Source organism: Pseudomonadota bacterium (genome assembly GCA_039033415.1).
Classification (GTDB): domain Bacteria; phylum Pseudomonadota; class Gammaproteobacteria; order Xanthomonadales; family SZUA-38; genus JANQOZ01.
Genome location: JBCCCR010000011.1, coordinates 122,641 through 148,806, shown reverse-complemented (window position 1 = coordinate 148,806; position 26,166 = coordinate 122,641). Strand labels below are relative to the sequence as shown.

Below are 26,166 nucleotides of genomic sequence, written 5' to 3'. Positions count from 1 at the left end.
TGTTGCAACAAACAATTTGGGCCGAATCGCCGACGCTGACCGAGACAAGTCCTTTAGCCCCCAAATCGCTTGAGCCGGACCCCTCCCAAGGCTGACGGCGCCTTGGCACTCTCCATACGGGAGTGCTAAATGAGGGCTGCCCACCTCAATTCAAGGCCTGAGGGCAAAAAAATCTCCACGAATTCGTCTCGTGCGCGGTGCTAACATTCGCGCCATGAAAATCGGTTGTCTTCCCGCAAGATGCAGGTGATTCTGAGCTCCTGCCCTCCGGCCCACGCCGAATCGTTGGCCACGAAGCTGGTGGAGCAGCGCCTCGCGGCGTGCGTCAAGCTTCTGGGCCCCGTTCAGTCGATCTACCGGTGGGACGATGACGTGCAGCATGACCACGAAATGGTGCTAATGATCAAAACCACGGCCAACCGCTGGAACGCGCTGGCCGAATGGATGTCCGAACACCACCCATACGACGTTCCTGAGCTCATCGCGCTGGAAGCCGGAAAGACCGCTGAAGGTTATCTGAACTGGGTTTTGCAGCAAACCGCGCAAGCGCCGGGCGCTTAACCCGGTCCCTAACCCCATGACGACAAAAACGAACAGATTTCCGGCCCTCGCCACGCTGCTGCTTACAGCCCTGCTTGCGCCTGCGCTGGCTCACGCTGTCGACGAAGACGAGCTGCTGCCGGTGGAGGAGGCTTTCGCCGTCTCCGCCAGCTTCGCGGGCCCCGACGAACTGCTGGTGCGCTGGGAGGTGGCTGAGGGCTACTACCTATATAAGAGTCGCCTGGGCTTTTCGAGCGAAACGCCCGGCGTGATCCTTGGCGAGCCCTTGCTGCCCAAAGGCAAGGAAAAGGACGACGAGTTTTTTGGTCTCCAGGAGACCTACCGCGGCACGGTTGAGGCTTTTGTTCCAATCACCGCACCTGCCGGTGCGCAGCTTGACCTCCAGCTCCGGTCCCAAGGCTGTGCGGACCTCGGGGTCTGCTATCCACCCCACCGACAGACGCTGACGCTGACCGCGCCGCCGGCAGAGCCCGGGCTGGCGGGCAGCGCGGGTGTGTCGCTCTTCGGCGACGCGTCGAGCACCCCCACGCCAAGCTTCCTCGGTCAGGACGACGCGCTGCCGGTCGACCAGGCGTTTCGCTTTGAGACCATCGCCGTCAGCGCCGACAAGCTGCTGGCACGCTGGACAATCGCTGACGGCTACTATCTCTATCGGGACCAGATCAATCTCGACATCCAGACCAACGAGCGGGCCACCCGGCGCGATGTCGAGCTACCCCCCGGGCAGGCCAAGCGTGACGAGCATTTCGGCGATACCTTCGTGTATTACGGACAGGTCGAGGTGCCGATCCAGCTCGCACGGACCGGGGCCGCTGCCGGGGTGCTCAACGTCGAGGCCAGCTACCAGGGCTGCAAGGAGGCAGGCATCTGCTACCCCCCGGTGAGCCGCACGCTGGCCGTAGCGCTCCCGCAGGCGGTCGGTGGGCTTGCCGGCACTCTGGCGGGCCAGGCTGACGGGTCCGCAAACGCCAGCGATACCCCGCTGCTGCCGGAACAGGATCGTCTCGCCGCGGCGCTCAGCACGGACAAGCTGCTGACGCTGGCCACGTTTTTTGGTTTCGGCCTGCTGCTCGCCTTTACGCCCTGCGTGTTTCCGATGATCCCCATTCTCTCCGGGATCATCGCTGGCCAGGGCGACAGCATCACCACCCGCCGCGCCTTCACGCTGTCGCTGATCTACGTGCTCGCCATGGCGCTCACCTACACGGCAGCCGGCGTCGTCGCCGGACTGTTCGGGGAGAATCTGCAGGCCTGGTTCCAGAAAAGCTGGGTGCTGGTGTCTTTTGCCGGCCTGTTTGTGCTCCTGTCGCTGTCGATGTTCGGGTTTTACGAGCTGCAGCTGCCCAACGCGCTGCAGTCCCGACTCAATCAGATGAGCAACCGCCAGGAGGGCGGCACTGCCCTCGGCACCGGCGTTATGGGCGTTCTTTCTGCGCTGATTGTTGGCCCGTGCGTGGCGCCGCCGCTCGCCGCTGCGCTGATCTACATCGGCCAGACGGGCGACGCGCTCCTGGGCGGCCTGGCGCTGTTTGCGCTGGCGCTCGGCATGGGCGTGCCGTTGCTGGTTATCGGCACCTCAGCCGGCAAGCTCCTGCCGCACGCGGGACCGTGGATGAATGCCGTCAAAGCCGTCTTTGGCGTTGCGCTGCTCGCGCTGGCCATCTGGATGCTCGAGCGGGTGCTGGCTCCGGGGTGGATCATGCTTGCCTGGGGCGCGCTCGCGGTGTCCAGCGGGGTCTACCTCGGTGCATTTGAGCGGCTGAAAGACGAGCAGACCGGCTGGCCTCGACTGTGGAAGTCGCTGGGCGTGCTGCTGGTCATGTTCGGCGGCATGCAGCTGATCGGTGCCGCCGCCGGCGGCCAGGACTGGATGCAGCCACTGAAAGGCGTGTTCGCCAGTGGAGCCCCCGCGCCCGGCAGTCAGCCGGTGAAGTTCGCGCGGATCAAATCCCTCGCCGAACTTAAGCAGACGCTGGCTTCCAGCGATAAGCCGGTGCTGCTGGATTTCTACGCCGACTGGTGCGTCGACTGCAAACGCATGGACAAGTACAGCTTCCCGACCCCGGAGGTGCAGCGGGCGCTCGTCGCTGGCCAGGCCCTCAAGGCGGACGTTACGGCCAACGACGATGTCGATCAGGAGCTCATGCGCGCTTTCAACATCATCGGCCCGCCCGCCATCCTGTTTTTTGACGCGGACGGGCAGGAGCTGCCGCAGTACCGCGTCGTGGGCTATCAGCGTCCAGCGACCTTCGCGCGCCACGTTGAGGCGGCCTTCGGCCCCCGCTGACGAGTCACCCAAGATGAGCCGCTTTCAGTCTTTTCTGCTGATCCTCGCCGTTTCGGCACTGGCCGGGGCCGGCGGCTTCGGCGTCCAACGCTGGCTCAGTTCCGACGAACCGGCACCAGCCGGCGCGCTGACGCCGACATCGGTCATCGGCCAGCCGCTGCCGGACTTCGCGCTGATATCGCTGGCCGGCGACACGCTCAGCCGCGAGCGGTTTGCCGGTCGGCCGCTGATCGTGAACCTCTGGGCGACCTGGTGTGAGCCGTGCCGGAAGGAGATGCCGGATCTGAGCCTGCTGGCTGAAGAGCTGGCGCCGGAAGGACTCCAGGTTTTGGGGATTGCGCTCGATCAACCCGGACGCGTCGCCGAGTTTCTGGCCGACACACCCGTGGTGTACCCGATCGCCATCACCGAAACCGCGGAGGGGATGCGCCTCGCCCGCGACATGGGCAATCGTCAGGGCGTCCTGCCGTACACCCTGTTTGTCGATGCGGCGGGGGTGATCCGGCAGGTCAAAGTCGGGGTCATGGAAGAAAGCGAAATCCGTCGCCGAGCGGCGGCGCTCTCAGAGGCCAGCGGCTAACGAGGCCACCAGAAAGTCGCGGCGAAATCGCCGCGATCTCCCGTTATCCCCCGAAAAAAAGCGCGAAACTGGACAGGGTGACCTGGCTTAGGCACACTTCGCCCATGGCTGGCCGCTGCGCAAAGGTTTTTCCGTGACTCGGGTCCTGGTGATGCATGGCCCGAACCTGGACCGGCTGGGTAGCCGGGAGCCGGAAATCTATGGTCACACCACACTGGCTGCCATCACAGCGACATTGGATGACCTCGCCAGACAGCTCGGCCTGGCGTTAGAGCACTATCAGAGTAATGCGGAACACGAGCTGGTCGACCGGGTGCACCAGGCGGGCGACAGCGGGGTTGCCTGGCTGCTGATCAACCCTGCCGCCTTCACGCACACCAGCGTCGCGTTGCGGGACGCGCTGAGCGCCAGCGCGCTGCGATTTGTCGAGATTCATCTTTCCAACCCGGACAGCCGGGAACCATTCCGAAAAACCAACCTTTTCAGCGACCTGGCCAGCGGCCGGATCTGTGGCTTTGGGGCCCTCGGCTATGAGCTGGGACTCCGCGCCATTGCTGGACTCATAGAGACTTCGGCCGCCAACGCCTGACGACAACAGCGGCCGTCCTGATTGCGACGACAGAGGGGAGCAAACGATGGACATCAGAAAAATAAAAAAGCTGGTCGAACTGCTGGAGGATTCGGACCTGGCGGAAATCGAGATATCGGAGAACGATGAATCGGTTCGTCTAAGCCGGCTGCCGGCCAACATGCCCGTCCCTGCCTACGCCCCGCCGCCGGTAGCGCCGGCGGCAGTGGCGCCAGCGGCCCCGGCGCCCGCAGAGAGCGCAGCACCGGCCGGCGGTGACGTCGAGCCGGAACCCGAAGGACACGTCATCCGATCGCCGATGGTCGGTACGTTTTACGCTTCACCCAACCCTGAGTCGGACCCGTTTGTGCGGGTGGGACAGGAAATCCGAGCCGGTGACGTGGTTTGTATCGTCGAGGCGATGAAGATGTTCAACCAGATCGAATCGGACGTCGACGGCAAAGTCATTTCGATGCTCGTGGAAACCGGCCAGCCGGTGGAATTCGATCAACCTCTGATGATTGTGCGCTGATGATTGAGAAAATTCTGATCGCCAACCGCGGCGAGATTGCGCTGCGGGTGCTGCGTGCCTGTAACGCCCTAGGTATCAAGACGGTTGCCGCTCATTCCACCGTGGATCGAAACCTGAAGCATGTTGCTATGGCGGACGAATCGGTCTGCATCGGAGCGGCCCCCCCGGGTGAAAGCTATCTGAATGTTCCGGCACTCATCGCCGCCGCAGAGGTCACGGACGCCTCGGCCATTCATCCGGGCTACGGCTTCCTATCGGAAAACGCCGACTTCGCCGAGCGAGTTGAAGAGAGTGGGTTTATTTTTATCGGCCCACAGCCCGATACGATTCGGCTGATGGGTGACAAAGTGGCCGCCATCGCCGCCATGCGCGAGGCCGGCGTGCCGACCGTGCCGGGCTCGGACGGCCCGCTCGGCAACGATCGGGAGAAAAACGCTGCTACCGCCAAGCGCATCGGTTACCCGATTATCGTCAAAGCCGCCGGCGGCGGCGGCGGTCGGGGGATGCGCGTGGTCCATACCGAAGCGGCGCTCCACAACTCCATCGCCATGACCCAGTCCGAAGCCCGGGCGGCCTTCGGCAACGAGGTGGTCTATATGGAGAAGTTTCTGACCAACCCGCGTCATATCGAAATCCAGGTGCTGGCAGATCAACACGGTAACGCCATCCACCTCGGGGAACGCGATTGCTCCATGCAGCGGCGACACCAGAAAGTGGTGGAGGAGGCGCCAGCACCCGGCATCACGCCGGAGCAGCGCCAGGCGATCGGCGAAGCCTGCGTGGCCGCCTGCCACCGGATTGACTACCGTGGTGTCGGGACGTTCGAGTTCCTGTACGACGAAGGTGAGTTTTACTTCATCGAGATGAACACACGGATCCAGGTTGAGCATCCGGTGACCGAGCGGGTGACCGGCATCGACCTGATCAGCCAGCAGATCCGGGTGGCCGCGGGCGAGAAGCTGCGGTTTACCCAGGACGATATCAGCTGGCGCGGACACGCTGTCGAATGTCGGGTCAACGCCGAGGACTCGGTCAACTTCATGCCGAGTCCGGGGCTCGTCGAGCAGTTCCATCCGCCCGGCGGACCGGGAATCCGCGTCGATTCGCACCTGTATGACGGCTACCGCGTTCCTCCGAACTATGATTCGATGATCGGCAAGCTTATCTCCTACGGCGAAGACCGGGAGATTGCGATCGCCCGCATGCGCGGGGCATTGGCCGAGACGCTGGTTACCGGCGTGAATACCAACATACCGCTGCTGCAGCGCATCATGGCCGATAAGGGGTTCCAAGGCGGCGGCTGTAACATTCACTACCTCGAAAAGCGGCTGGCGGAAATCCGCGAAGCGAGCTAGTGGGCCGCAGCCATAAGAGCGCAACCTGAGTGAGCTGGCAAGAGCTGTCGATATCAGTGGCGCCGGAGCGAGCTGAGGCGGTCGAAATGCTGATGATGGAAGCGGGCGCGCAGGCGGTCACGCTGGTCCCCAACGAACAGGCGGCGCCGGTGCTGGAGCCGGCCCCGGCCGCCACGCCGCTCTGGGAGACACTCATCGCGCGCGGACTCTTTGCCGCCGACCTGGATGGCGCTTTGCTCCGGCTGGCCCTGGGACCACAGCTACAGCCGGACGAGGCGCGCAGCATGGCCCTCACGGCGCTCGCCGATCAGCCCTGGGAACGGGTCTGGCTAGACCATTTCGAACCGGTGCACTTTGGTGCTGCCGACAACCTTTGTATCTGCCCCTGGCACTACGAGCCAACGCCGGCGGGTGACGTCCTGTTTATGGACCCAGGACTGGCCTTCGGCACCGGGAGCCACGCCACCACGGCCCTGTGCCTGGATCAGCTGGCGGACCTGAAGCTCGAAGACCAGGCTGTCCTCGACCTCGGCTGCGGGTCGGGCATCCTTGCGCTGGCCGCCGCGCTGCGCGGAGCAGCGTCAGTGGTCGCCGTCGACAACGACCCGCAGGCGCTGCTGGCGACCGGCGAAAACGCCCGTCGCAACGGCCTGGCGGTGACGGTTGCGCCGTCCCTCGAGCAAGCGGCAGGGCCCTTTGATCTGATTGTCGCGAACATCCTCTCCGGGACGCTGATCGACTACGCCGACATTTTGGGCAAGCTTGCCAGGCCCGGTACGCGGCTGATGCTGTCCGGCATTCTCGAAGCACAGGCGGAGTCGGTCACCGCTGCCTATGCCGACGCCTTCTCCGACTTTGCGGTTCAGGGGCGCGACGGCTGGGTGCTCCTGCTGGCGGCCGCACGAAGCTGACATGTTTACCCAATGCCCGGAATGCGCCACGGTTTTCCCGGTCAGCGCCGACGCGCTGTCCATTTCGGGGGGCAATGTCCGCTGCGGCGCCTGCGGCGCGGTGTTTTTTGCGGTTCAGTCCTTGTCCGATTCGCTGGACGAAGATGGCCAGATCCCCACCTGTTTTCATAGCGATCATCCGCCGACACTCAGTGACCCGGGCTCCGACGCGCCGCCCATCGACGACCTCTTCTGGCCCGCGCCGCCGCCATCACGAGAGCCGCAGGGCTCCGAGCATGCCGAGACGCCAGCCCGGCCACCGCCCAACGAACCCAACCCTGCGGATCCAACGCCCGCTGCCGCCGAGCCGGCGGCGACGGACGACAATCCGCCACCGCTCGACCTCTCGGATGACGAAGCCTTGGAGCGCGAATTTGATCGGCTGATCAACGAGCCGGACACTCCCGAGGACAGTCCACAGCCTGCGGCGCATAACGATACGCCCGGGCCGACGCCAGCCGGTGATCCGTCCGGCAAACCGGGGCCGGACAGCGAGGTGGCAGCGGACGGGGAAGCCTGGGTCGCCCATCGCTACGGACCGCCGACCGAAGCAAGCCGCCCCCTGGCGTCGAGCGAGGAAGCCGACGAGGCACCCGTGACGGAGGCGGCGCCTCCTGCACCCTCGATCGAACCCCAGGAATCGAGCACCGACGAAACCGAAAAGGACCACGCGATTTCGCTTAGCGATGAAGTCGATACGCTGGAAGCGATCGAGCCCATCGGACCAAAGGCGACGCCGCAAGAGCCCGATCCGAACGAACCGCTGCCTGAAGTGTTTACCCGGGCCAAGTCGCCGAGCGAGGATCCGAGCGACGACGATGACGCACCGACGGAACCACCTGACGTCGCAATGCCGCTGTCGGGTGTGGCGATGGAACTTGCCGCGGACCGCGCGGCGCGTAACCGAACGCGCAGCACCTGGCTCTGGGGACTCTGGAGCGGCTTTGCGCTGCTGGCGCTGGGCGGCCAGTGGTTTGCACTGGAACACGATCGGCTGGCCCGCGACGCAACGCTAAGGCCCTGGGTCAGCAAAGCCTGCGAGTTCCTTAGGTGCCAGCTTGAGCTGCCCAGCGATCTGGCGCGGATCCAGCTCACGAGTCGCAGCATCGAGCCGCACCCATCGGTGGAGGGCGCGCTGCTGATCAGCGCCACGCTTCAGAACCAGGCGGAGTTCAATCAGCCTCATCCAGTGGTCGAAATCACGATGGCCGATCTGTCAGGGCGGGCGGTGGCCATGCGGCGCTTTACGCCCGTCGAGTATCTGGAAAACCCCGACCCGGCGGGCATGGTGCCGGGCCATTTGCTCCCGCTGGTGTTTGAGGTGATCGATCCGGGTAGCAGTGCCGTCGCGTTCGAGTTCGACTTTCGCTAGTGTCCTGCGGCGAATTAACGCCGCAGGACACTAAGCTCACTTACAGGCGCAAAGTCCGGCGGTCGATGAGAAAGCGCACGCAAGCTGCCGGGGCAGATAGCAAAATCTCATAACTACTGTACAAAGTCGCATCTGGCAAAAGTAAACCCCAGGCGTATAGTGGTTGCCCTGCTTACAAACGCGCCGGCACCGCCGGTCATAAAATAAAGGGGAAAGAGGGAGCCGCCGGGCAGGGGCAGGCGACACAGCTATGACGTTCCGCGATACATCAGATAACAACAATCCCGATCGTCCAAACGACGACAATCCAAGCCACGACGACATCCGCAAGACGGTGAGAAATTCTGTTAAGACGTTCCTCAAACGCTATGGGGACAACCAGCCCGAAGATCTGCGCAAGCTGGTGCTGGAGGAGGTTGAGAAGCCTCTGCTTGAGGAAGTGCTGCGATTCACCGGCGGCAACCAGTGCCGTAGCGCCGAGATCCTGGGGGTCAGCCGAGGGACGCTCCGCAAGCGCATCCAACACTACGGGCTCCAGTAGCCCGGCCGCCAAGCTGGTGGCAGCCTCGCGGGGTAGCAGGCTGTCATAGAACGGCGTTTTCGCTGGACCGTCAGCTACAGCCGAAGAATCTCGTTGCGGGTTTTGACAAAAACCCGATGCGGTACGTGGATGAGTTCGCACAGTCGCCGCAGGTAGTGCTCCTCGTAGCGGTCAACCTTGCCGTCAGCCGCTGCAACCTCCCACAGGCTGCGGACAATCTCGGCCTTTTCCGCCGCGCCGCAAACGCGGTTGACGATCTCAACGTGCGGGAAATAGGAGATCTCCTGATCGTTATTGCTGCGCGCTTGCGCAACCAGATCGGCCACCACGGCCTGATCCAGCTTGAACACTTCACCAAGCACCCGCGCGACAGCCTCTAGCTCTTCGGGGGTGGTCTCAAGATCCGCCTCACACATTTCGATCATCAGCGCCGCGGCGGCGACGTGGGCGACCTCTTCGTCTTCGTCGGCCACTTCGGTTTTGAAGGCGTTTTTGATTTCTTTCCAGACTTTTTTCATGCCAGGCTTTCTTCAGGTTTTTACCGGGTGTTCTAAGAGCTCGCCATTTTCATCCAGCGGCGGGTAGCGGCGTCCCTGCTGTCGGCAATAGCGGGCGATGGTCGGGTGCAGCCATTCAAATCGCGTTTTGTCGTAACGCAGGCCGGTCAATCGTCGAGACTCATAATGCCCGCTAGCCATGCGTTGACGCTGCGCTTCAAACAAAATCAGCGCACAGGCTACCGACACGTTCAGCGACTGCACCATACCCTGCATGGGGATAAAAATGGTGGCGTCACAGCGTTCGAGCGTCCCCTCGCTGACACCGTCCCGTTCAGCCCCCAGGACCACGGCCGTGGGCCGCGTATAGTCGACGTCGCGATAGTCGACCGCGCGGTGGTCCAGGTGCGCCGCCAGGAGCTGAAACCCCTCAGACCTGAGCTGATCCTGTGCGCTTTCCATGGCCGGAAAGCGCCGAACCTGCACCCACTTTTCCGCCCCCTGCGCGGTATGGTTTGACAGCGGCGTTCCGCCTTCCGGAGGGACCACGTTGGCCTCGAAGACGCCGACCGCATCACAGCTTCGCAGGATGGCCGAAAAGTTGTGCGACTTGTGAACCTGCTCCAGGAGCACGGTCAGGTCAGGCTGGCGCAGCGCGAGCTTTTGCTGCACCAGCGCAAAGCGTTCCGGCGTCATGCGCTGATCGTCACGGTAATGCGCCGTCGATGGCCCGCTTCCCGATGCTCCCAAAGATAGACCCCTTGCCAGGTGCCCAGGTCCAGCTTGCCTTCCCGAACGGGAATCGTCAGTGAGGTATGGGTCAGGGCCATGCGGATATGAGCCGACATGTCATCATCACCTTCCGCCACGTGCTTAAAGTGGGGGTCACCGTCGATGACCAGCCGGCCCATAAATCCTTCGAGGTCGTGGAGCACGTCGGGGTCAGCATTTTCCATCACGATCAGCGACGCGCTCGTATGGTGGAGGAAACAATGGCAGAGCGCCTCGCGCTCGCCCGCTTCGGCCACCGCGTCCCGGAGATCGGCGCTGATCTCGGTAAAACCCCTGCCGGCTGTAGCTACCAGCAGCTGGTGATGCCGCACCGTCATGGCTGCAGGAGCGACTTTCGCCAGCCGTCAGAGCCGGCCTCATAGCGCCATCGCTCGTGGACCCGATGCGCGCGACCCTGCCAGACCTCCATGGCGACCGGCGTCACCCGCACACCGCTCCAGTGGGGCGGTCGAGGCACCGGCTGGCCCTCGTATTGCTGATCGAGCGACGCGATACGATCCTCCAGCTCCTGCCGAGAGGCCAGCGGCTGCGACTGCTGAGACGCCCAGGCGCCGAGCTGGCTGCCCCGATCCCGGCTGGCGAAGTAGGCGTCCGCCTGTTCGTCGGTGACAATCGACGCCGTCCCCTCGACGCGAACCTGCCGGTCGAGACGGGTAAAATAAAAGCACAGCGCTACCTTCGGCTGTCCTCTTAGTTCGCCACCCTTGCGGCTGTGGAGGTTGGTGTAAAACACCGGTCCTTCGGCATCGAGCGCCTTCAAAAGCACCACCCGGGCGCTAGGCTGCCCAGCCTCGTTAACGGTGGCCAGCGTCATCGCCGTCGGCTCCACCTCACCCGCTTCGCGGGCTTCTTCCACCCACTGTCTCAGGGTATCGATCGCTTCCAGATAGAGATTGTCCTGCATGGGCGGGAGTCTAGCAGGAACCGCGCCCGGGAAACCTGCTCAATCGGGTTACGGTCCGCGGAAAATTTTGGCTCACGTCAGCAGCGGAAACAGCTCTCGATAGCCTTCTCGGTAGGTCGGATAGGTGAAGCGAAAACCTGACGCCTGCACCCGCTGGCTGCTGATGCGTTTTCCCCGCGGCGCCGCGTCCGACGGTCCCGGTTCGGGTACACCCAGCTCGCGCGCCAGCCAACCGACCACGTCCTGCATGAGGGCCGGTTCCTGATCCACTCCCAGATAGCAGCCCGCTGCCAGTTTGGGGTCCAGCAGATGGACCAGCAGGCGCGCCGCGTCGTGCTCGCTGATCCGGTTGCTGTAGGCCGTCGCTGCGGCCGGCAGCGGCTCACCGCTGCGTACCCGGCGCAGGAGCCCGAGGCGATCGGGACCATAGATGCCACCCAACCGCAGCAACACGGCGCCGGCGGCAAACCGGTTACCAGCCTCGCGGACCATCGCCTCGGCCGCGAGCTGAACCTCGGCGCGGGCGTTATGTGCGGCAACCGGGCTCTCCTCATCGATCCAGCCGCCGTCATCCTGGGGATAGACCACCGTGCTGGAAACATACAGCAGTCTGCCGCTGGCCGGCGCCAGACCCGTCAGCAGATGGGTGACGCCACCCAGGTAGGTTTCACGATAGGTCTCTGGGTCACGCGCGCCGGGCGCCAGTGCAATGACCACGTTATCGATTGCGGGCAGAGGCTCACGGATCGGCTGCGTCAAATCCAGCGCCAGCATGCGGACCAGCGACAGCTCGCAGGTGCCGCGGCGGTTAATCCCTATGACCTCATGACCGGCCGCCAAGAGCTGGCTCGCCGCCGCCTCACCGAGCCGCCCCATGCCGGCGATGAGCGTCCTGGGGTTTGCCATCGTTAAGTTGCTGAGCCCAGCAGGACTCAGGCGGCCACCGGCGCCGGCGGCTGGTCGGGATCGTCAGGACCGGGCGCCGGCGGCAGGTACCGCAGCCAGATCAGCCACACGACCAGCGCGTCGAGAATAATCAGCGCCTGCCAGAGATAAAGGTGGAAGAAGTTGAACGCGCTCAGGCTCCACTGTCCCAGATAAAACAGGGAAATGATGCGTACCAGATTGAGGCCCTGGATGGCAAAAAACCCAATCGCAAAGCCAACCAGCTTGTGTTTGATCGGGGCAGGAAAGGCGAAGATCGCCGAAAACAGGACGATCAGCGCCTCCACGCCGTTGCAGCCGGGCTCGATCGAAACGGCGAAGTTGTTCGACAGACTGCGAATGATCTTGCCGGACGCAGCCACATCCGGGTCGAACGCACGGACGATCGCCACGCTTACATCAGCAATCACCGCGGTAAACGGCAAGATCACGGCGTCCTGCACGCTCTGAATAATCTGCACCGAAAACAGGGTGCTGAGCAGGACCAAAAACAGGATCAGAAATCGGGTCATGAAACGGCTAATCCGACATTCGGGTAACCGCCATATTATGCGTCAAAGTGAGCCTTTCCCCCAGTCGTTCGACCGGCGCCGCGTCAGGCCCCCAACGCTGGTACCATCGGCGCATGGCGCTTGCGAGGAACCTCATTTTTATCGGCCCGACCGGAGCCGGCAAAACCACCGTGGGCAAGCGGGTCGCGCAGCATTTTGGGCTGCTGTTTCTGGACCTGGATCACGAGATTGAGAGCCAGACCGGCGCCGACATTCCGCTGATCTTTGATATCGAGGGCGAGGCGGGTTTTCGACGCAGGGAGACCAACATGCTGAAATCGCTCGGCAGCCGGGGCGGCGTGCTGCTGGCCACCGGTGGCGGCGCGGTGGTGGCGGAGGACAACCGGCAGATCATGAGGAGCAGCGGCTTTATCGTCTACCTCGCAACGCCGGTCGAACGCCAGCTGCAGCGCCTGCGACAGGACAAACGCCGACCGCTGCTCAGCGCGCCCAATCGGGATCAGGTGCTGGCTGACATGGCCCGCGACCGAAACCCGATCTACGAAGACCTGGCCGACCTGACGGTGCAGTCCGAGGCGATCAGCGTCAGTCAGATGGCGCGGCGGGTGCTGGATCAGATTGAGCAGTCCGATTATGTCCGCTGAGTCTCACGTCGACATCGAGCTGGGGGCGCGCAGCTACCCGATCCACATCGGCAGCGGCCTGCTGCAGCGGCACGACCTGCTGCAGTCCTGGCTGAGTACCGGGGTCAGCCTGATTGTGACCGACGAGAATGTCGGTCCGCTCTATCTCGACGCGGTGCGCAGCGCGCTTGACGCTGGACCAACACATCATCTTGTGATCCCCGCCGGCGAGGCTCAAAAGTGTGTCGACGGCTGGCAGCGGGTCCACCAGGCGCTGGTGGACGCCGGGGCGCAGCGCGACGCCACGGTCATTGCGCTGGGAGGCGGAGTGGTCGGTGATCTGGCCGGGTTCGCGGCAGCCACCTATATGCGCGGCGTGAGTTTTGTGCAGATACCGACGAGCCTGCTGGCACAGGTGGATTCCTCGGTGGGCGGCAAGACCGGCATCAATCTGCCGGCGGGCAAGAATCTGGTTGGTGCTTTTTATCAGCCGCGCGGTGTCCTGATCGACCTGGATACGCTGCGTACGCTGCCGGCCAGGGAACTGCGAGCCGGTCTGGCTGAGGTCATCAAGTACGGACTCATCGGCGATCGAGATTTTATTGCCTGGCTGGAACAGCACGTTGCGGATCTGCTCGCGCTTGAGCCCGCCGCGCTCCTGCATGCGGTTCAGGTTTCCGTCGAGCACAAAGCGCAGGTGGTGGCCCGGGACGAGACCGAACAGGGCAGCCGGGCGCTTCTCAACCTCGGACACACCTTCGGACACGCCGTGGAGGCGAGCAGCGGCTATGGCGAGGTGCTGCACGGTGAAGCGGTAGCGATGGGAATGGTGTGCGCCGCGTCACTGTCGGCAGACCTCGGAGACCTGACCGCCGCCGACGTAGATCGCGTGGAAAGGCTCATCGATCGAGCCGAACTGCCAACCCGGCTTCCGCGCGACAGCGAACCGGAGGCCCTGCTCAAGATTATGGCGCTCGACAAGAAAAACCTGGCGGGGCGCCTGAGGCTGGTGCTGTTGAACCAGCTTGGGGACGCGCGGCTGCGCGATGACGTGGCCAGGTCGCAGGTCCTGAAGACCCTGAGCGATCTGCGGAAGCTTTAGGCCCACCGCAGCGCTGCGATAGAATCGAGGGTTACCATGCGTATCTATATGCAAACCCGACCGCAGCCGGACCAGGCTTTGCGCTATTACCAGCTTCTTCTCCAGGAAGATCTTCTGGGCGGCTGGTCGCTGGTGCGCCAGTGGGGTCCACTGGGTAGCCGCGGGACCCTGCGAAAAGAGCATTTTCAGTCGATGGACGAAGCCCAGGCGGCGCTGATCTGGCAGCGCGATCGCCAGCTGGGACGGGGCTACCAGGTCATGTTCATCCAGGGGGATTAGTGTCATATGAACCCTAGGGACAAACCTGTGAACCCGACGGATAAACCTGCGGCCGCCAGCCAACCGGGCCTCCTCATCGCCGCCGCGCTGCTGCTGCTGACGGCGGCCGGCGCCGCGGCCCAGACGGACGGTACGGTCACCTGCGTTGCAGGCGACCAAAAGGCCTGGCGCTGCAGCCGGGACGGCACCGCACCCGAGGCGGCCCCGCTGCCCGAGCTGAAACCTACCCAGGCCGCCGTCCCCACTCCGGACGTTTTTCGGCTCCCTGACCCCGCGGACGATCCCACGCAGACCGTTTCGCCGATCGACGCACTCATGCCGATGCCCGCGGCACCTGTGGTCACACCCGCCAATCAACGCGCGCGCGATGTCTTTACGCTCAAGATCGCCAGCGTCTCCGAGGTGGACGAAATCCCTGGCTTCGTGGATAGCTTCGGCCTCGATCCGGCACTCGTTCGTTATATGGCGGTGATCGAGGGCGACAAGGCGCGCCAGCTCATCCTTTGGGGCAGCTTCGTGACGCCGGCACAGGCGTCGAGGGCGGTTGTGGCCATGCCTAATGCGGTGCAGGCGATGCGCCCCCAAATCGCCGAGGTCGCAAAGCTGACCGGGCAGCTGTACGACTATGGCTCGCTCGCGGCCGGGGAAACACCGATCGAGCCGCTGGTCGCCGCCACCGCTCCGCCACGCCCGGCGGCTGGTGCGACAGCCAGTCCCACAGCCGGTCCGGCAGAACGCCCTGCACCGACCAGGGCACCCGTGGAGAACCCGCCCGTAACGCGGGAGCCGATCGCTGAGGTGTCGCCGGTGACCAACGAAGAGAACGCCGACCGGTTGGTGGCGGACGTCCCGGGGAAAACCACCGCCGCTGACGAAAGCGAACCCGCTCTCGCGACGAACCCTGCGCCGGCGCTCGCCGAGGCGCCGACCATGGCCCCGGCGGAGCCCGCTGACCCGGCGCCGCCGACGACGCTAGGTGCTGCAGCGACTGAGCCTCAAACCCCGACAGCGACCGAGCCGAAAGCCGCGGCGGCAGCCGGCGCCCGGCCGGCGCCGGTGACGCAGCCATCGATCGCGGAGTCTACCCGCGCTGAGGAACCGCCGGCGCCCATTGAGCCTAGCGGCACCTCAGCGCCAGCCACGAGGGCGGCCGCCGAGCCAGCCGTCGAGAAACGGCCGCAGCCCGCACCGCAACCGACCCGCGCCGATTCGGTACCCAGTCGCTCGTCCCGGGCAAACGTCCTCCGGGAGACCGCAGCCCGCGAACAGTCCGCCCGCCCGCCCGCCGCCGCGGTGACGGCCCCGCCAGCCCCCAAGCTTGCGGGCGCCGACGCGCTGTCGACCCTGGAACCAGGCGCCTTCGTCATCCAGCTCACCAGCCTGTCAAAACCCGAGCTGCTGGGACTGTACCTGCGGCGCCATGAACTCTCGGCCCAGCAGCTCATCGCGATTTCGCTGGACGAAGGGGCCGGGACCCGCGTCCTGCTGCTGAAAGGCGGGTACAATTCGCTGGCCAGCGCGGAAGCCGCGTTGACCGAGCTGCCGGCTAGCATTCGATCACCCTGGATTCGCACGGTGGCGCCGCTGCAAAAGGCACTGAATCAACCCTGAGAAAAGCAACCGCTGCCCGGCCAGGCCGATGGCAGCAAGACCGCGGAAGCTGAAGGAACCACAACGTTGACCGAATTGAGAAACGACACGCTGCTGCGAGCGCTGCTGCGTCAGCCGACCAACTACACGCCGATCTGGATCATGCGCCAGGCCGGGCGCTATCTGCCCGAGTATCGCAAGGTACGAGCGCAGGCCGGCGACTTCATGAGTTTATGCCAGAACCCCGACCTCGCCTGCGAAGTAACGCTTCAGCCCCTGCGACGCTTTGCGCTCGACGCCGCGATCTTGTTCAGCGACATTCTGACCATCCCGGACGCCATGGGTCGCGGCCTCTATTTCTCCGAAGGCGAAGGCCCGCGCTTCGAGCGGCCGGTCAGGTCGCCGGCCGACATCGCGACGCTGGCGGTTCCGGATATGGGCTCGGATCTGCGTTATGTAACCGACGCGGTCAGCCTGATCCGCCGGGAGCTGGACGGCAAGGTGCCGCTGATCGGGTTTTCCGGCAGCCCCTGGACACTCGCGACGTACATGGTGGAGGGCGGTAGCAGCAAAAACTTTTCTCGCACCAAAGCGATGCTGGTCGAAGAAACCGCCGCGGCCCACCAGCTGCTCTCCGTGCTGGCCGACTCGGTGGTTGAGTACCTGAACGCGCAGATTGCCGCCGGCGCCCAGGCGCTGATGGTGTTCGACACCTGGGGCGGTGCGCTGAGCCCCGCGCTTTACCAGGAGTTTTCGCTGAACTACATGACGCGGATCGTGGATAACCTGACCCGCGAGGCGGAGGGTCGCGAGGTGCCGATTGTGCTCTTCACCAAGAACGCCGGGCCGCGGTTGGCGCAATTGGCCGACAGCGGCTGCGACGCGCTGGGCGTGGATTGGACCACCGATCTGCAGGATGCGCGGCTGTATACGGGTGACCGGGTGGCGCTGCAGGGCAATCTTGATCCAGCGCTGCTGGCGGCCGGCCCGGAGGTGATCAAAGCCGAAGCGGAAAAGGTGCTAAGGAGCTACGGCGACGGCCCCGGCCACGTCTTCAACCTCGGGCATGGCATCACGCCGGACATCAATCCCGAACACCTGGGCGTTTTAGTCGAGCACGTCCACCAGGCAAGCCAACGCACCTGATCGACGCCGGGTGCGGCGCGCCTAAGCGGTATCAGGCGCTGAGCCGGTTTCGGCGTCCGGCCGGCGGGTGCCGCCAAGCGCGGCCTCCAGGGCATCGCGTAAGCGCGCTTTGCTGATCGGCTTGTCCAGAAAGGCATCCATGCCGGCGTCCATACAGCGACGGTGGTAATCGGCCCCGGCGTGAGCCGTCAGCGCGACAATGGGTAGCCGCGCCACGTGGGGACGTGTATCCCGACGCAGGGTCCGGGTCAGTTCGATGCCGTCCTGACCCGGCAGCTCGCAGTCCATCAAGATGAGGTCGTAGCGCGTCGAAGCGAGCTGTGACAGGCACTCGGGAGCGCTGTCCACCACGTCCACCGTGTGCCCCAGCCCGTCGAGCATCTCCAGCACGACCGCCTGGTTCATCGGGTTGTCTTCCACCACCAGCAGGTGTTTGCCGCTGGCAACGGGCGTCTCGCTGGCTGCCGCCGGCGGCGCTGAGTCCGTCGAGGCTTCCATCAGCCGCAGCATCAGCTCCGACTCAAAGACTGGCGGCCGAAGCGGGTTGCCGGCGAGCTTGAGACCGGCGGGCAACGAGGGTGCCTGACCGTCGTCCACCACCCACAACACGCCGATCGGCTGGTGCGGCTTGGCGAGCTGCCGGGCGAGCTCCGCTGACCACGCCGCCGCCTGGGCGATGATGAGTACCGGCGGGGACGCAGGCAGCGGTTCGGCGGGTGAACCCGTGCTGACCTCAACCTTAATTCGCTGGTGGGTCAGAAAAGCCAAAATCGCCTCGCGCGCGATGCTGGGACGCATGAGCAGCAGGCAGTAACCCTGCTCCAGCCAGTCCGTGCCGGGCAGACGCGGCTCAACCGCCTCGCGAACCTGCGCCAGCGGCAGCTCGAACCAAAACAGGCTCCCGTGACCCGGTTTGGTCACCGCGTCGATCGAGCCGCCCATCTTGTCGACCAGCTGCCGGCAGATCGCCAGCCCTAGCCCCGTGCCGCCATAGCGCCGGCTGGTCGACTGATCAGCCTGCGTAAACGGCTGGAAAAGCTGTCGGTAGGCGCCGGTGTCCATCCCGATACCCGTGTCCTTGACGACAAACCGTACGGTGTTGTCGGCACCCGGGCTTACGTCGACCCGGACCCGTCCACGTTCGGTAAACTTTAGCGCGTTGTTCAGAAGGTTCATCAACACCTGCCGAATCCGCACCGGATCGCCGAGAAAGTGGCGATTCAGGTTGGGATCGATCAGGTAGCCGAGCTCGATCCCCTTTTTGGCCGCCGCGCCGCTGAACAGCTTGACCGTTTGCTCGACTAGCTGCCCCAGGTGAACGTCGATGGTCTCAAGCTCGAGGCGACCCGCCTCGATCTTGGATAGATCCAATATGTCGTTGATGATGTTGAGCAGCACGTTGCCCGAATCCTGCACCGCCTGGGCGTAGTTCCGCTGATCGCCGCTCAGTGATGTTTCCAGCAGCATCTCGGTCATGCCCAGGACACCATTCATCGGCGTGCGAATCTCGTGGCTCATCTTGGCGAGAAAATCAGACTTCGCCTGGTTGGCTGATTCGGCCTCATCGGCGAGCTTCTTGACCTCGCGAAAGAGCCGGGCATTCTCCAGCGCGACGCCCGCCTGACGAGCGTAGGTGGCGGCCATCATTCGGTCGCGCTCGACGTAGCCCTGAGCATCTTCCCGGTTCAGCGTGACCACACCCATGACCCGATCACCCGCCGCCACCGGCACCGTGATGCTGCCGCCGAGCTGCCCCATCGCCGAAAGCGTGGTCGGCTCGTCGACGGCGGGCTGGGACAGCTGAAGGATCGTGTTTCGGATGTCCCGAAAGTTTGGCAGGTCCGCGGCGCGGTAACCGTCGTGTACCTGCGCTCGGGGCAGCCCAGCGCAGTCGACGCTGACCACAGCGCGGTCGGATTTGACCACCTCCGACAGTCCACGCAGCAGTCGCTTGAGGATTTCTGTCACCTCCAGCGAAGAGGTGAGCGACAGCGTCATGTCGCGCTGGGTTTCCGCCCAGGTTTGGCGCTCGCGGGCGCGATCGAGCTCGTGGCCACGCCGAAGCCGCTGGCGAAAACCCAGGCCGGACCAGGCCAGCAGCCCCAATCCACCGAGCACGTAACCAAGATAAGCCCAGCCGGTCCGCCACGGCGGATAGGGAACACTCAGCGCGAGCGTCGCCGGCGTTTCGTTCCAAAAACCGCGGGCGTCCGCCGCCTTAACCATAAACCGATAGTTTCCCGGCGCTAGATTGTTATAGGTCCTGGAGCGAGCATTTCCCGCGTAGATCCAGTTTTCGTCGAGCCCCTCCAGTTGATAGGCGTACTGGTTGGCCGCCGGATTGACCAGCGACAGGCCCGCGAAATGAAACGATATATCGCCGCCCGAATGTTCCAGCGCGATGGTCTGCCATGCCTCTTCAAGCCGCATGACGGGCTGATTGGCTACCCGTACCTCGGTGATGACCACCGGCGGCGGTGACCCGGTCACCGACACCTGCAGCGGATCAAAGGCCAGGATGCCCCGCGCGCTGGTGGCGAGCAGCTCACCACCGGCCATCCGGGACAGCGGGCGCTCGCGAAACTCATTGCTGACGAGCCCGTCTGGGCGGCCAAAGGACTGCGTCAGGCCACTCGCCGGCCGGTAGCGAAACAGGCCCCGCTGGCTGGTCAGCCAAACGTCCCCGCTGGTATCAACGGCAATCCCTCCGAAGCGGATCTGAGGTATACCCTGCGCCTCGGTGAATTGCCTGACGCGTTCGAGCCCGCCGGCGGTTTTCTGATAATGCACGAGCCCGTCCAGGTGACCCACCCAGAGGTCCTGATTCAGACCGTGTGCCAAGCTCAGGGTGTATTCACCGCTCGGCAGCATCGCGGCCACCGTCCCGCGCTGCGGATCCAGCTGATCGAGTCCCCCGTCGCTGGCAATCCAGAGCGTGCCGTCCGGCGCCAGTGAGAGCTGCTCTACAAAAGCGCCGCTGATGCGGTCGCTGAAATCCTCCAGCGTCAGCGATTCGGCATCGAGCCGCAGCAGCCCGCGTTCGGTCGCGCCGAGCCAGAGGTTGCCGCGGCGGTCGCGCGCAATGTGTTCAACGCGCACCGGTCCGCTGGCGTTTTCCCGAGGCGCAACCGGCACAAACCGCAGTGCCGAGGTTGACGGCTCAAAGCGCGCCACGCCGCCGGTCAGACCGAGCCACAGCCGCTCGTCACTTTCCGCGAGAATCGACCATACGCCGCCGGTGGTCGGCATCCCCTCGCGTTCAGGCCTCGCGAGCCGCTGCGCCAGACCGCTCGCGCGATCGATGCGATCCAGCCAGCCGGACACCCCGCCGACCCAGATCGATGTCGCCGTCCCTACCGCCACCCTCGGGCTGGCGCTGATGGATTGATCCGCCAACGGGTCATGGCGATACAGCGTGAAGTTGTCCCAGCCCGCGGGCAGCCGGGCCAAACCGTCGCTGGTGCCGATCCACAGGGAGCCTTCCCGATCGAGCAGTAAAGCATTGACCTGGTTGCTGGGCAGCGCGTCGCGCAGCGCGGGCTGCGCGGACAGCGTTCGGCTGATCGACTGCCAGTCGGGGTCCACCAGCGCCAGACCGGCGTAACTCCCCAGCCAGGCGCGGCCGTCAGCCAGCGGTGCGATCGTGGTGACCTGATTGGCCAACGGTGGCAGCGCGGCAAACTGTCCGCCCTCAAAGTCGAAGGTGCCCGCCTGCCCTTCAGGCGCCACCCGGAGCAGCCCACCTTGAGTCGCCAGCGCCCAGATATTCTTTGCCGCCAGGCGGCTCGGTCGCAGCCGTGACCCGTCCGCATCGAGGCGCTGAAGACCGTCGCCGATCGTGCCGAGATAGATGCCGCCGACAGCGTCGGGGGCTAGCGCGAAGACGGTCTGACTCCTCAGCTGCCCGGCGGCGGCAAACGACTCAGGCTGTGGCGGCGTGCCCCGAAAACGGCGCAGGCCTGCCTTGTAGAGCCCAACCCAGACGTCTCCCGCCTGATCGTCGGCAAGCGCAAAAACGTCGAAGCTGCCGGATCCCTCGGGTACGTCGAGCTCGAGTTTGCTCACCCGGCGTTGTCCGGGGCTCAGCACCGCCAGACCGGCTCCCTCCAGGGCGACCCAGAGCTGATTGCTGCGGTCTACGAGCAGCGCCTGCACCCCGTTGCCCGGCAGCGAACCGGGGTCGGACGGATCGTTACGAAACAGGGTGAAGTCCGTCCCGTCAAAGCGTGCCAGCCCGTCGCTGCTGCCGATCCACAGGAACCCTTCTGCGTCTTGGGCCAGCGCGGTGACCGCGTTGGCGGGCAGGCCATCCTCAACGGTCAGCACGTCGACCACCTGGCTTGCCAGCAGGCCTGCCGGGGCAACGAGCGTGAGTACGGCGACCAATACGGCGGCCGCGAAAGCAAAAGCGTGTTTCAAGATCGTTAAACCAATGTTAATTCAGCAACTTGGGCGCTCCCGTCGATAGACGAGCACGGATAGATAGGTTACCTTTTTCCCGGGAGATGCGGTAAAGGCAGACATGGAAGATGTCGATAACCGCTCTTTCGTGGCCAGCCAGTGAGGGCGTCGGCCGTGCGCTCGGCAGGGAGCCGAGAGCAGAATTGCCGCTTGAGGGCGGCGCGGTTGTGATCCAGTTCGCAGAACCGAACACCCGTTCGATCCTATGGTAGGGAGGCGAAGGTGTCGGCGAATTGGCGATCGTCGAGGGACACGCCGCTAGCAAAGGGAGAGTAAGGAAGCAGTGCGGACAGAACAGGTCCAAGTTGAAGTCGAAAACCTGATCAAAGGCATGTATGTGTGCCAGCTTGATCGGCCATGGCTGTCCACACCGTTTCCCTTCCAGGGTTTTGTCGTCCGCGGCGAACGTGATATCGCCGCCCTGCGTAAATATTGCCAGTTTGTCTACGTTGACGTCCTACGTGGCGTGCCGCCGAAAGCCGGTTCGGCGCTCAACCGGCCTTGGCGCCAGGCCACCGAGGTTGAAGACACCAGCGCAGAGCTGCTGAACATCCCCACGCCGAATCGCCGGCTGGGTAAAGACCAGGATCTCTATGGCATCAGCTCGGTGCCGATCAAGGTCCGGCCAGACTTCTATCGTTCGCCCCGCCGCTTCCGCCGCGAAATGAAGCGCGCGCAACAGTTCCACCTAGACCTGTCTCGCGAAGTGGCGGGCGTGGTGGACGATATTCGCGTCGGCCGCGCCTTGAGTGTCCGAGGGGTTCGTCGCACCACCCAGGAAATGGTGCAAAGCGTGATCCGCCACCCGGACGCGTTTGTCTGGATGATCAAGCTGCGTGACCGTGACGCCTACTCCTATGGCCACTCCGTGCGCATGGCCGTCTTGTCGGCGGTCCTCGGGCGGCATCTTGGGCTGTCGGAACATCAGCTGGACCGGCTGGCGCTCGGCGCCCTGCTTTGCGAGGTTGGCAAGGCGAAGGTTCCGCGTCGGCTGCTCGACAAAAAGGGCACCTTGGCCGACGAAGAAATCGCGCGGCTGCGTGCCCACGTGACCGACGGCGTTGAAATCCTGGATCGCTGTGTCGGCATCGGTGATGACGTCATCGAAGTGGTGGAAAACCACCACGAGCGTTTCGACGGGTCCGGCTATCCTGAAGGTAAGTTCGGGGATCAGATCCCGCTGCTCGGTCGTATCGCCGGTCTGACGGATACCTACGACGCGATGACCAGCCTGCGACCTCACACCGACAAGGTCTATACCGCGGCTGAGGCGACCGACTTCCTTTATGACCATCGGGAAGTGCTGTTTCAGGGCCAGCTGGTCGAGGAGTTTATTCAGGCCCTAGGCATCTACCCGACCGGCACGCTGGTCGAGCTGTGCACCGGCGAGGTTGCTTTGATCAAAGAGCAAAACGTGTCACAGCGAATTCAGCCGGTGGTTCTGATGGTGCTGGGAAGCGACAAGCGGCCGCTGGACAAGCTGGAGCGAGTCGATCTGCGAAACTACAACAGCACCCACGAGGACAAGCCGGTCAGCATCAACCGCGGCCTTGCCTCGGGCGAGTTTGGCCTCGACCCCAACGTGATTATGGAGGCCTACGAGGCTCAGCGGCCGACCTGGCGAAAGCTCGCCTTCGGCTGATCCCACGGGCCGTCCGGCCCTGCCCCGTGTTTCCTCGGCCAGGTTGTGCCGCCCGCGGTTGACACGCTTGCTACCCGCAAACCCGATGTGCCGCCGGCTCATGCGATAATGGGCCATGACCGTTCGTTCCCTGGCAGCCATTCTCGTTGGCCTGTTGGTGCTGCTGCTCATGATCGCGCTGATGATGTCGGCCGATCTCCTGCTGTCGGTGTGGGAGCGGCTGCGTGAGGTAGGGCCCTGGGCACCGCCGGCCTTTGCTGCAGTCATGGTGCTCTTTGCCGGTGCTGGCACGCTGGTCGGAATCCGGCTGCTGCGCGGCCCGGCGCACTCTCAACCTCCCTCGCCCTCGGTGGTGGATGCCGAAACGCTGCGCGAGCGAATCGACCACGCGGACCAGCGAGGTGTCGCGATCGGCACGGCTCAGGCAGAGCTTCGTCGCCTGGATCAGCGCAAGGACAGTGGCGAGGTGTATCTGGCCATGTTCGGCGGCGCGTCAGCCGGCAAAAGCTCGCTGATTGAAGCCCTGCTCCCACAGCATCAATTGACCGCCGGCGTGACCCTGGGTACGACCCGCCGCATTGCCCACTACGCGGGCGACCGCGCAGGCCGGCCGGTGCAGCTGGCTGATGTTCCCGGGTTTGGCCACGCGGCGACGGAGGAGTTGATGGACGCGGCCCGGGATGAGGCGATTCGGGCGCACCTGGTGATCTACGTGGCTGACGGCGACCTCGACCGCAATGATGGGGTTGAGCTCAAACGCCTGGCCGGCTATGGCAAGCCCGTGATTGTTGCACTCAACAAATCCGATCGGTACACCGCCGAGGAACTGGCGGCGTTGTCCGAGCGGCTGGCCGAACGCAGCGGTGCCGACGTTGCGTCGGTCGTCACCGTCAGTGCCGGCGGCGAAGAGCAGGTCGTCCTGCAGGAGAGTGGGAACGAGAAGCTCACCACCCGGGAGCGACCAGCCCAGGTTGATACCCTGTGGCAGGCCGTCGACCGCCAGCTTGCGCGTCAGGAGCTTGAGGGTGAGCGCGAGCGCAGCTCGCTGAAGCTGGCCAGCGAAAAACTCCAGCGCGCCGAAGCTGACCAGCGCAGCGAGGCGGGCCAGGCCCTCACCGAAAAATATGCGCGCCGGGCCGTGATCGGAGCTTTGGCCGCCATCACTCCCGGATCCGACCTGGTGATTCAGGCTGCCCTCGCCACGCGCTTTCTGCGAGAGCTTGGGGAGCTGTACGAAATCCCCGTGCGGGAAATCGAGATCGACCGTTTTCTCACCCTCGCCGGCGACCGGCTCAAAAAGACCACCGCCCTGGTCCTCGCGGTGACCGGCAATGCCTTCAAGGCTTTTCCAGGCATCGGCACCCTCACCGGCGGTGTGATCCATGCAGCGGCCTACGGCATGATCTTCGACAGCCTGGGCCGGTCGATCTGCGCCTCGCTGGAGGAGCGAAAGTCGCTGGACCCCGTGTGGGCCGCAGATCGGTTTGAGAAACAACTGGACGAATCCGTCGAAGAGAAAGCGCTGGGCTATGCCCGCCTGGCGCTGACCCGCTGGAAGGCTGAAGATCGCAATGACTGAAGACGGCCAGGAGCACCTGCTCAGCGCCTCACGAAACCTCCGTGACCTGCTCGCCGACAGCTCGATTCCCCAGGACGTTCGGGAGGAGCTGGAGGCTGACTACCACCAGGTGGAAGCCATGACCGAAAAGCTTGCGCGGGGCGAGATCCATCTCGCCGTGTTCGGCAAGGTCAGCGCCGGCAAGTCGTCGCTACTGAATGCGCTGGTCGGACGGGAAGTTTTCTCGGTCAGTCCGCTGCACGGCGAGACGCGGCAGGCGCAGACCGCGCGATGGGATGAAGGCCACGCGGGGGGCGTGCATCTCATCGATACGCCGGGCATCAATGAACTGGACGGCGAGCAGCGAGAAAAGCTGGCCTTCGAGGTCGCCGAGCGTTCCGATCTGGTGATCTTTGTGCTCGATGGCGATATCTCCGAATCCGAAATCAACGCCATGCGCATTGTGACCGCCGCCCACCGGCCCGTGATCGCCGCGCTGAACAAAACCGATCGATACACCCCCGAAGAGCAGGCCCAGCTGCTCAGCGCGCTGCGCGAACGCTGCCAGGACCTCGTCAAGCCGGAGAACATCGTGCCCATTGCGGCCAGCCCGCGCCCACAGCTGGTGGTTACGGTCGACGAGAACGGGCGGGAAACGGAGAGCCAGCGGCAGCGCGAACCGCAGATCCAGGAACTCAAGGAGCGGATCTGGCGCGTGCTCGAAGCGGAAGGCAAAACCCTGGCGGCGCTCAACGCGGCCCTGTTTGCCGGCAAGCTCACCGACCAGGTGGCTGCCCGCATGGTCAAGGCGAGGCGCCAGATCGCGGAGAAGGTGCTGCGCAGCTACAGCTTGACCAAGGGTGTCGCCGTGGCGCTCAATCCGGTGCCGGTCGCGGATCTGCTGGCTGCCGCCGCTCTGGACGTGGCCCTGGTGGTGCAGCTCAGCCGGGTTTACGGCTTGCCCATGGGGCGCCATGAGAGCGGCAAGCTGCTGGCCACCATCATGGCCCAGCTCGCGGCATTGATGGGCGCCGTATGGGGCGTCAACCTGGTTTCTTCAGCGCTGAAAACGGTTAGCGTCGGACTGTCGGTTGCCGTCACGGGCGCGGCGCAGGGCGCGCTCGCTTACTACGCCACCTACCTCGTGGGGCGGTCCGCGGAGGCTTATCTGGTGAACGGCAAATCGTGGGGCACCAACGGCCCCAAGCAGACGGTGCGCGCGATCCTTGATTCACTCGACCGCACCTCGATCCTGGCTGACGCCCGAGACCAGATCAGCAGCCGGCTCAAGTCAGCTTCCCGCTAGTTCTCCCCTAGCGTAACCCTCTGATTTTTGCACCATTCCGGTGCGCTTTTGACGAGATGGCAG

24 protein-coding genes are annotated in these 26,166 nt (G+C 64.4%); 17 read left to right on the top strand and 7 right to left on the bottom strand.

The window, feature by feature from the left end:
- Positions 1 to 225 precede the first annotated feature (225 nt).
- The 9 genes from cutA to AAF358_11045 all read left to right on the top strand — a co-directional run bounded on the left by cutA (position 226) and on the right by AAF358_11045 (position 8,746).
- Positions 226 to 561, top strand: coding sequence for a divalent-cation tolerance protein CutA (gene cutA, locus AAF358_11085; GenBank protein ID MEM7706090.1), 336 nt, complete (start codon positions 226 to 228; stop codon positions 559 to 561).
- A 16-nt stretch (positions 562 to 577) separates the two neighbouring features.
- Positions 578 to 2,848, top strand: a complete 2,271-nt coding sequence (dsbD, locus tag AAF358_11080) for a protein-disulfide reductase DsbD (GenBank protein MEM7706089.1) — start codon at positions 578 to 580, stop codon at positions 2,846 to 2,848.
- Between the two features lie 13 nt (positions 2,849 to 2,861).
- Positions 2,862 to 3,428: a TlpA disulfide reductase family protein gene (locus AAF358_11075; GenBank protein MEM7706088.1), complete on the top strand. Its 567-nt coding sequence runs from the start codon at positions 2,862 to 2,864 to the stop codon at positions 3,426 to 3,428.
- Between the two features lie 133 nt (positions 3,429 to 3,561).
- Complete coding sequence (aroQ, locus tag AAF358_11070) at positions 3,562 to 4,017, top strand: type II 3-dehydroquinate dehydratase (GenBank protein MEM7706087.1); 456 nt, start codon at positions 3,562 to 3,564, stop codon at positions 4,015 to 4,017.
- A 46-nt stretch (positions 4,018 to 4,063) separates the two neighbouring features.
- Positions 4,064 to 4,528: an acetyl-CoA carboxylase biotin carboxyl carrier protein gene (gene accB, locus AAF358_11065; protein MEM7706086.1), complete on the top strand. Its 465-nt coding sequence runs from the start codon at positions 4,064 to 4,066 to the stop codon at positions 4,526 to 4,528.
- A complete protein-coding gene (gene accC / locus AAF358_11060; protein MEM7706085.1) occupies positions 4,528 to 5,883 on the top strand; it encodes an acetyl-CoA carboxylase biotin carboxylase subunit in 1,356 nt (451 codons plus the stop codon). Before accB ends, accC begins: the two co-directional genes overlap by 1 nt.
- A gap of 29 nt (positions 5,884 to 5,912) precedes the next feature.
- Positions 5,913 to 6,794: a 50S ribosomal protein L11 methyltransferase gene (gene prmA, locus AAF358_11055; protein MEM7706084.1), complete on the top strand. Its 882-nt coding sequence runs from the start codon at positions 5,913 to 5,915 to the stop codon at positions 6,792 to 6,794.
- A gap of 1 nt (position 6,795) precedes the next feature.
- Complete coding sequence (locus tag AAF358_11050) at positions 6,796 to 8,205, top strand: DUF3426 domain-containing protein (protein ID MEM7706083.1); 1,410 nt, start codon at positions 6,796 to 6,798, stop codon at positions 8,203 to 8,205.
- A gap of 250 nt (positions 8,206 to 8,455) precedes the next feature.
- Positions 8,456 to 8,746: a helix-turn-helix domain-containing protein gene (locus AAF358_11045; GenBank protein ID MEM7706082.1), complete on the top strand. Its 291-nt coding sequence runs from the start codon at positions 8,456 to 8,458 to the stop codon at positions 8,744 to 8,746.
- A 74-nt stretch (positions 8,747 to 8,820) separates the two neighbouring features.
- On the opposite strand, the gene AAF358_11040 is transcribed toward AAF358_11045, so the two are convergent.
- The 6 genes from AAF358_11040 to xrtH form a co-directional block, all read right to left on the bottom strand.
- Entirely contained in the window at positions 8,821 to 9,264 is a 444-nt protein-coding gene (locus AAF358_11040; protein MEM7706081.1) for a TerB family tellurite resistance protein, read from the bottom strand.
- A gap of 12 nt (positions 9,265 to 9,276) precedes the next feature.
- Positions 9,277 to 9,939: a tRNA (guanosine(18)-2'-O)-methyltransferase TrmH gene (gene trmH / locus AAF358_11035; GenBank protein ID MEM7706080.1), complete on the bottom strand. Its 663-nt coding sequence runs from the start codon at positions 9,937 to 9,939 to the stop codon at positions 9,277 to 9,279.
- On the bottom strand, positions 9,936 to 10,352 hold the full coding sequence (locus tag AAF358_11030) for a secondary thiamine-phosphate synthase enzyme YjbQ (GenBank protein MEM7706079.1): 417 nt from the start codon (positions 10,350 to 10,352) through the stop codon (positions 9,936 to 9,938). Before AAF358_11030 ends, trmH begins: the two co-directional genes overlap by 4 nt.
- On the bottom strand, positions 10,349 to 10,939 hold the full coding sequence (pdxH, locus tag AAF358_11025) for a pyridoxamine 5'-phosphate oxidase (protein MEM7706078.1): 591 nt from the start codon (positions 10,937 to 10,939) through the stop codon (positions 10,349 to 10,351). Before pdxH ends, AAF358_11030 begins: the two co-directional genes overlap by 4 nt.
- Positions 10,940 to 11,011: 72 nt before the next feature.
- Positions 11,012 to 11,845, bottom strand: coding sequence for an NAD-dependent epimerase/dehydratase family protein (locus AAF358_11020; protein MEM7706077.1), 834 nt, complete (start codon positions 11,843 to 11,845; stop codon positions 11,012 to 11,014).
- Positions 11,846 to 11,871: 26 nt separating this feature from the next.
- A complete protein-coding gene (gene xrtH, locus AAF358_11015; GenBank protein MEM7706076.1) occupies positions 11,872 to 12,396 on the bottom strand; it encodes an exosortase H in 525 nt (174 codons plus the stop codon).
- A 47-nt stretch (positions 12,397 to 12,443) separates the two neighbouring features.
- Between xrtH and AAF358_11010 the strand changes: the two genes are divergently transcribed.
- The 5 genes from AAF358_11010 to hemE all read left to right on the top strand — a co-directional run bounded on the left by AAF358_11010 (position 12,444) and on the right by hemE (position 17,136).
- Positions 12,444 to 13,040, top strand: coding sequence for a shikimate kinase (locus AAF358_11010; protein ID MEM7706075.1), 597 nt, complete (start codon positions 12,444 to 12,446; stop codon positions 13,038 to 13,040).
- Positions 13,030 to 14,121, top strand: coding sequence for a 3-dehydroquinate synthase (gene aroB, locus AAF358_11005; GenBank protein MEM7706074.1), 1,092 nt, complete (start codon positions 13,030 to 13,032; stop codon positions 14,119 to 14,121). The genes AAF358_11010 and aroB overlap by 11 nt, the downstream gene beginning before the upstream one ends.
- 36 nt (positions 14,122 to 14,157) lie before the next feature.
- Complete coding sequence (locus AAF358_11000) at positions 14,158 to 14,400, top strand: WGR domain-containing protein (protein MEM7706073.1); 243 nt, start codon at positions 14,158 to 14,160, stop codon at positions 14,398 to 14,400.
- Positions 14,401 to 14,427: 27 nt separating this feature from the next.
- Positions 14,428 to 16,011: a hypothetical protein gene (locus AAF358_10995; GenBank protein ID MEM7706072.1), complete on the top strand. Its 1,584-nt coding sequence runs from the start codon at positions 14,428 to 14,430 to the stop codon at positions 16,009 to 16,011.
- A gap of 66 nt (positions 16,012 to 16,077) precedes the next feature.
- Positions 16,078 to 17,136 (top strand): uroporphyrinogen decarboxylase, encoded by a 1,059-nt coding sequence (hemE, locus tag AAF358_10990; protein MEM7706071.1) that lies wholly within the window; start codon positions 16,078 to 16,080, stop codon positions 17,134 to 17,136.
- A gap of 21 nt (positions 17,137 to 17,157) precedes the next feature.
- Here the strand turns inward: hemE and AAF358_10985 are convergent, their stop codons facing one another.
- A complete protein-coding gene (locus tag AAF358_10985; protein ID MEM7706070.1) occupies positions 17,158 to 21,555 on the bottom strand; it encodes an ATP-binding protein in 4,398 nt (1,465 codons plus the stop codon).
- Positions 21,556 to 21,880: 325 nt separating this feature from the next.
- On the opposite strand from AAF358_10985, the gene AAF358_10980 reads away from it, so the two are divergent.
- The 3 genes from AAF358_10980 (at position 21,881) to AAF358_10970 (ending at position 26,103) form a co-directional block, all read left to right on the top strand.
- Positions 21,881 to 23,239 carry an HD domain-containing phosphohydrolase gene (locus AAF358_10980; protein ID MEM7706069.1) on the top strand — a complete coding sequence of 453 codons (1,359 nt, stop codon included), beginning with the start codon at positions 21,881 to 21,883 and terminating at the stop codon, positions 23,237 to 23,239.
- Between the two features lie 115 nt (positions 23,240 to 23,354).
- Positions 23,355 to 24,818, top strand: a complete 1,464-nt coding sequence (locus AAF358_10975; protein MEM7706068.1) for a GTPase — start codon at positions 23,355 to 23,357, stop codon at positions 24,816 to 24,818.
- Positions 24,811 to 26,103: a GTP-binding protein gene (locus tag AAF358_10970; GenBank protein MEM7706067.1), complete on the top strand. Its 1,293-nt coding sequence runs from the start codon at positions 24,811 to 24,813 to the stop codon at positions 26,101 to 26,103. Before AAF358_10975 ends, AAF358_10970 begins: the two co-directional genes overlap by 8 nt.
- Positions 26,104 to 26,166 lie beyond the last annotated feature (63 nt).

Excerpts from the sequence above, each read along its gene's own strand:
- dsbD (MEM7706089.1), top strand. The coding sequence starts at position 578 with ATGACGACAAAAACGAACAGATTTCCGGCCCTCGCCACGCTGCTGCTT.
- AAF358_11075 (MEM7706088.1), top strand. The coding sequence starts at position 2,862 with ATGAGCCGCTTTCAGTCTTTTCTGCTGATCCTCGCCGTTTCGGCACTG.
- accB (MEM7706086.1), top strand. The coding sequence starts at position 4,064 with ATGGACATCAGAAAAATAAAAAAGCTGGTCGAACTGCTGGAGGATTCG.
- accC (MEM7706085.1), top strand. The coding sequence starts at position 4,528 with ATGATTGAGAAAATTCTGATCGCCAACCGCGGCGAGATTGCGCTGCGG.
- AAF358_11050 (MEM7706083.1), top strand. The coding sequence starts at position 6,796 with ATGTTTACCCAATGCCCGGAATGCGCCACGGTTTTCCCGGTCAGCGCC.
- AAF358_11045 (MEM7706082.1), top strand. The coding sequence starts at position 8,456 with ATGACGTTCCGCGATACATCAGATAACAACAATCCCGATCGTCCAAAC.
- AAF358_11040 (MEM7706081.1), bottom strand. The coding sequence starts at position 9,264 with ATGAAAAAAGTCTGGAAAGAAATCAAAAACGCCTTCAAAACCGAAGTG.
- trmH (MEM7706080.1), bottom strand. The coding sequence starts at position 9,939 with ATGACGCCGGAACGCTTTGCGCTGGTGCAGCAAAAGCTCGCGCTGCGC.
- AAF358_11030 (MEM7706079.1), bottom strand. The coding sequence starts at position 10,352 with ATGACGGTGCGGCATCACCAGCTGCTGGTAGCTACAGCCGGCAGGGGT.
- pdxH (MEM7706078.1), bottom strand. The coding sequence starts at position 10,939 with ATGCAGGACAATCTCTATCTGGAAGCGATCGATACCCTGAGACAGTGG.
- AAF358_11020 (MEM7706077.1), bottom strand. The coding sequence starts at position 11,845 with ATGGCAAACCCCAGGACGCTCATCGCCGGCATGGGGCGGCTCGGTGAG.
- xrtH (MEM7706076.1), bottom strand. The coding sequence starts at position 12,396 with ATGACCCGATTTCTGATCCTGTTTTTGGTCCTGCTCAGCACCCTGTTT.
- aroB (MEM7706074.1), top strand. The coding sequence starts at position 13,030 with ATGTCCGCTGAGTCTCACGTCGACATCGAGCTGGGGGCGCGCAGCTAC.
- AAF358_11000 (MEM7706073.1), top strand. The coding sequence starts at position 14,158 with ATGCGTATCTATATGCAAACCCGACCGCAGCCGGACCAGGCTTTGCGC.
- AAF358_10975 (MEM7706068.1), top strand. The coding sequence starts at position 23,355 with ATGACCGTTCGTTCCCTGGCAGCCATTCTCGTTGGCCTGTTGGTGCTG.
- AAF358_10970 (MEM7706067.1), top strand. The coding sequence starts at position 24,811 with ATGACTGAAGACGGCCAGGAGCACCTGCTCAGCGCCTCACGAAACCTC.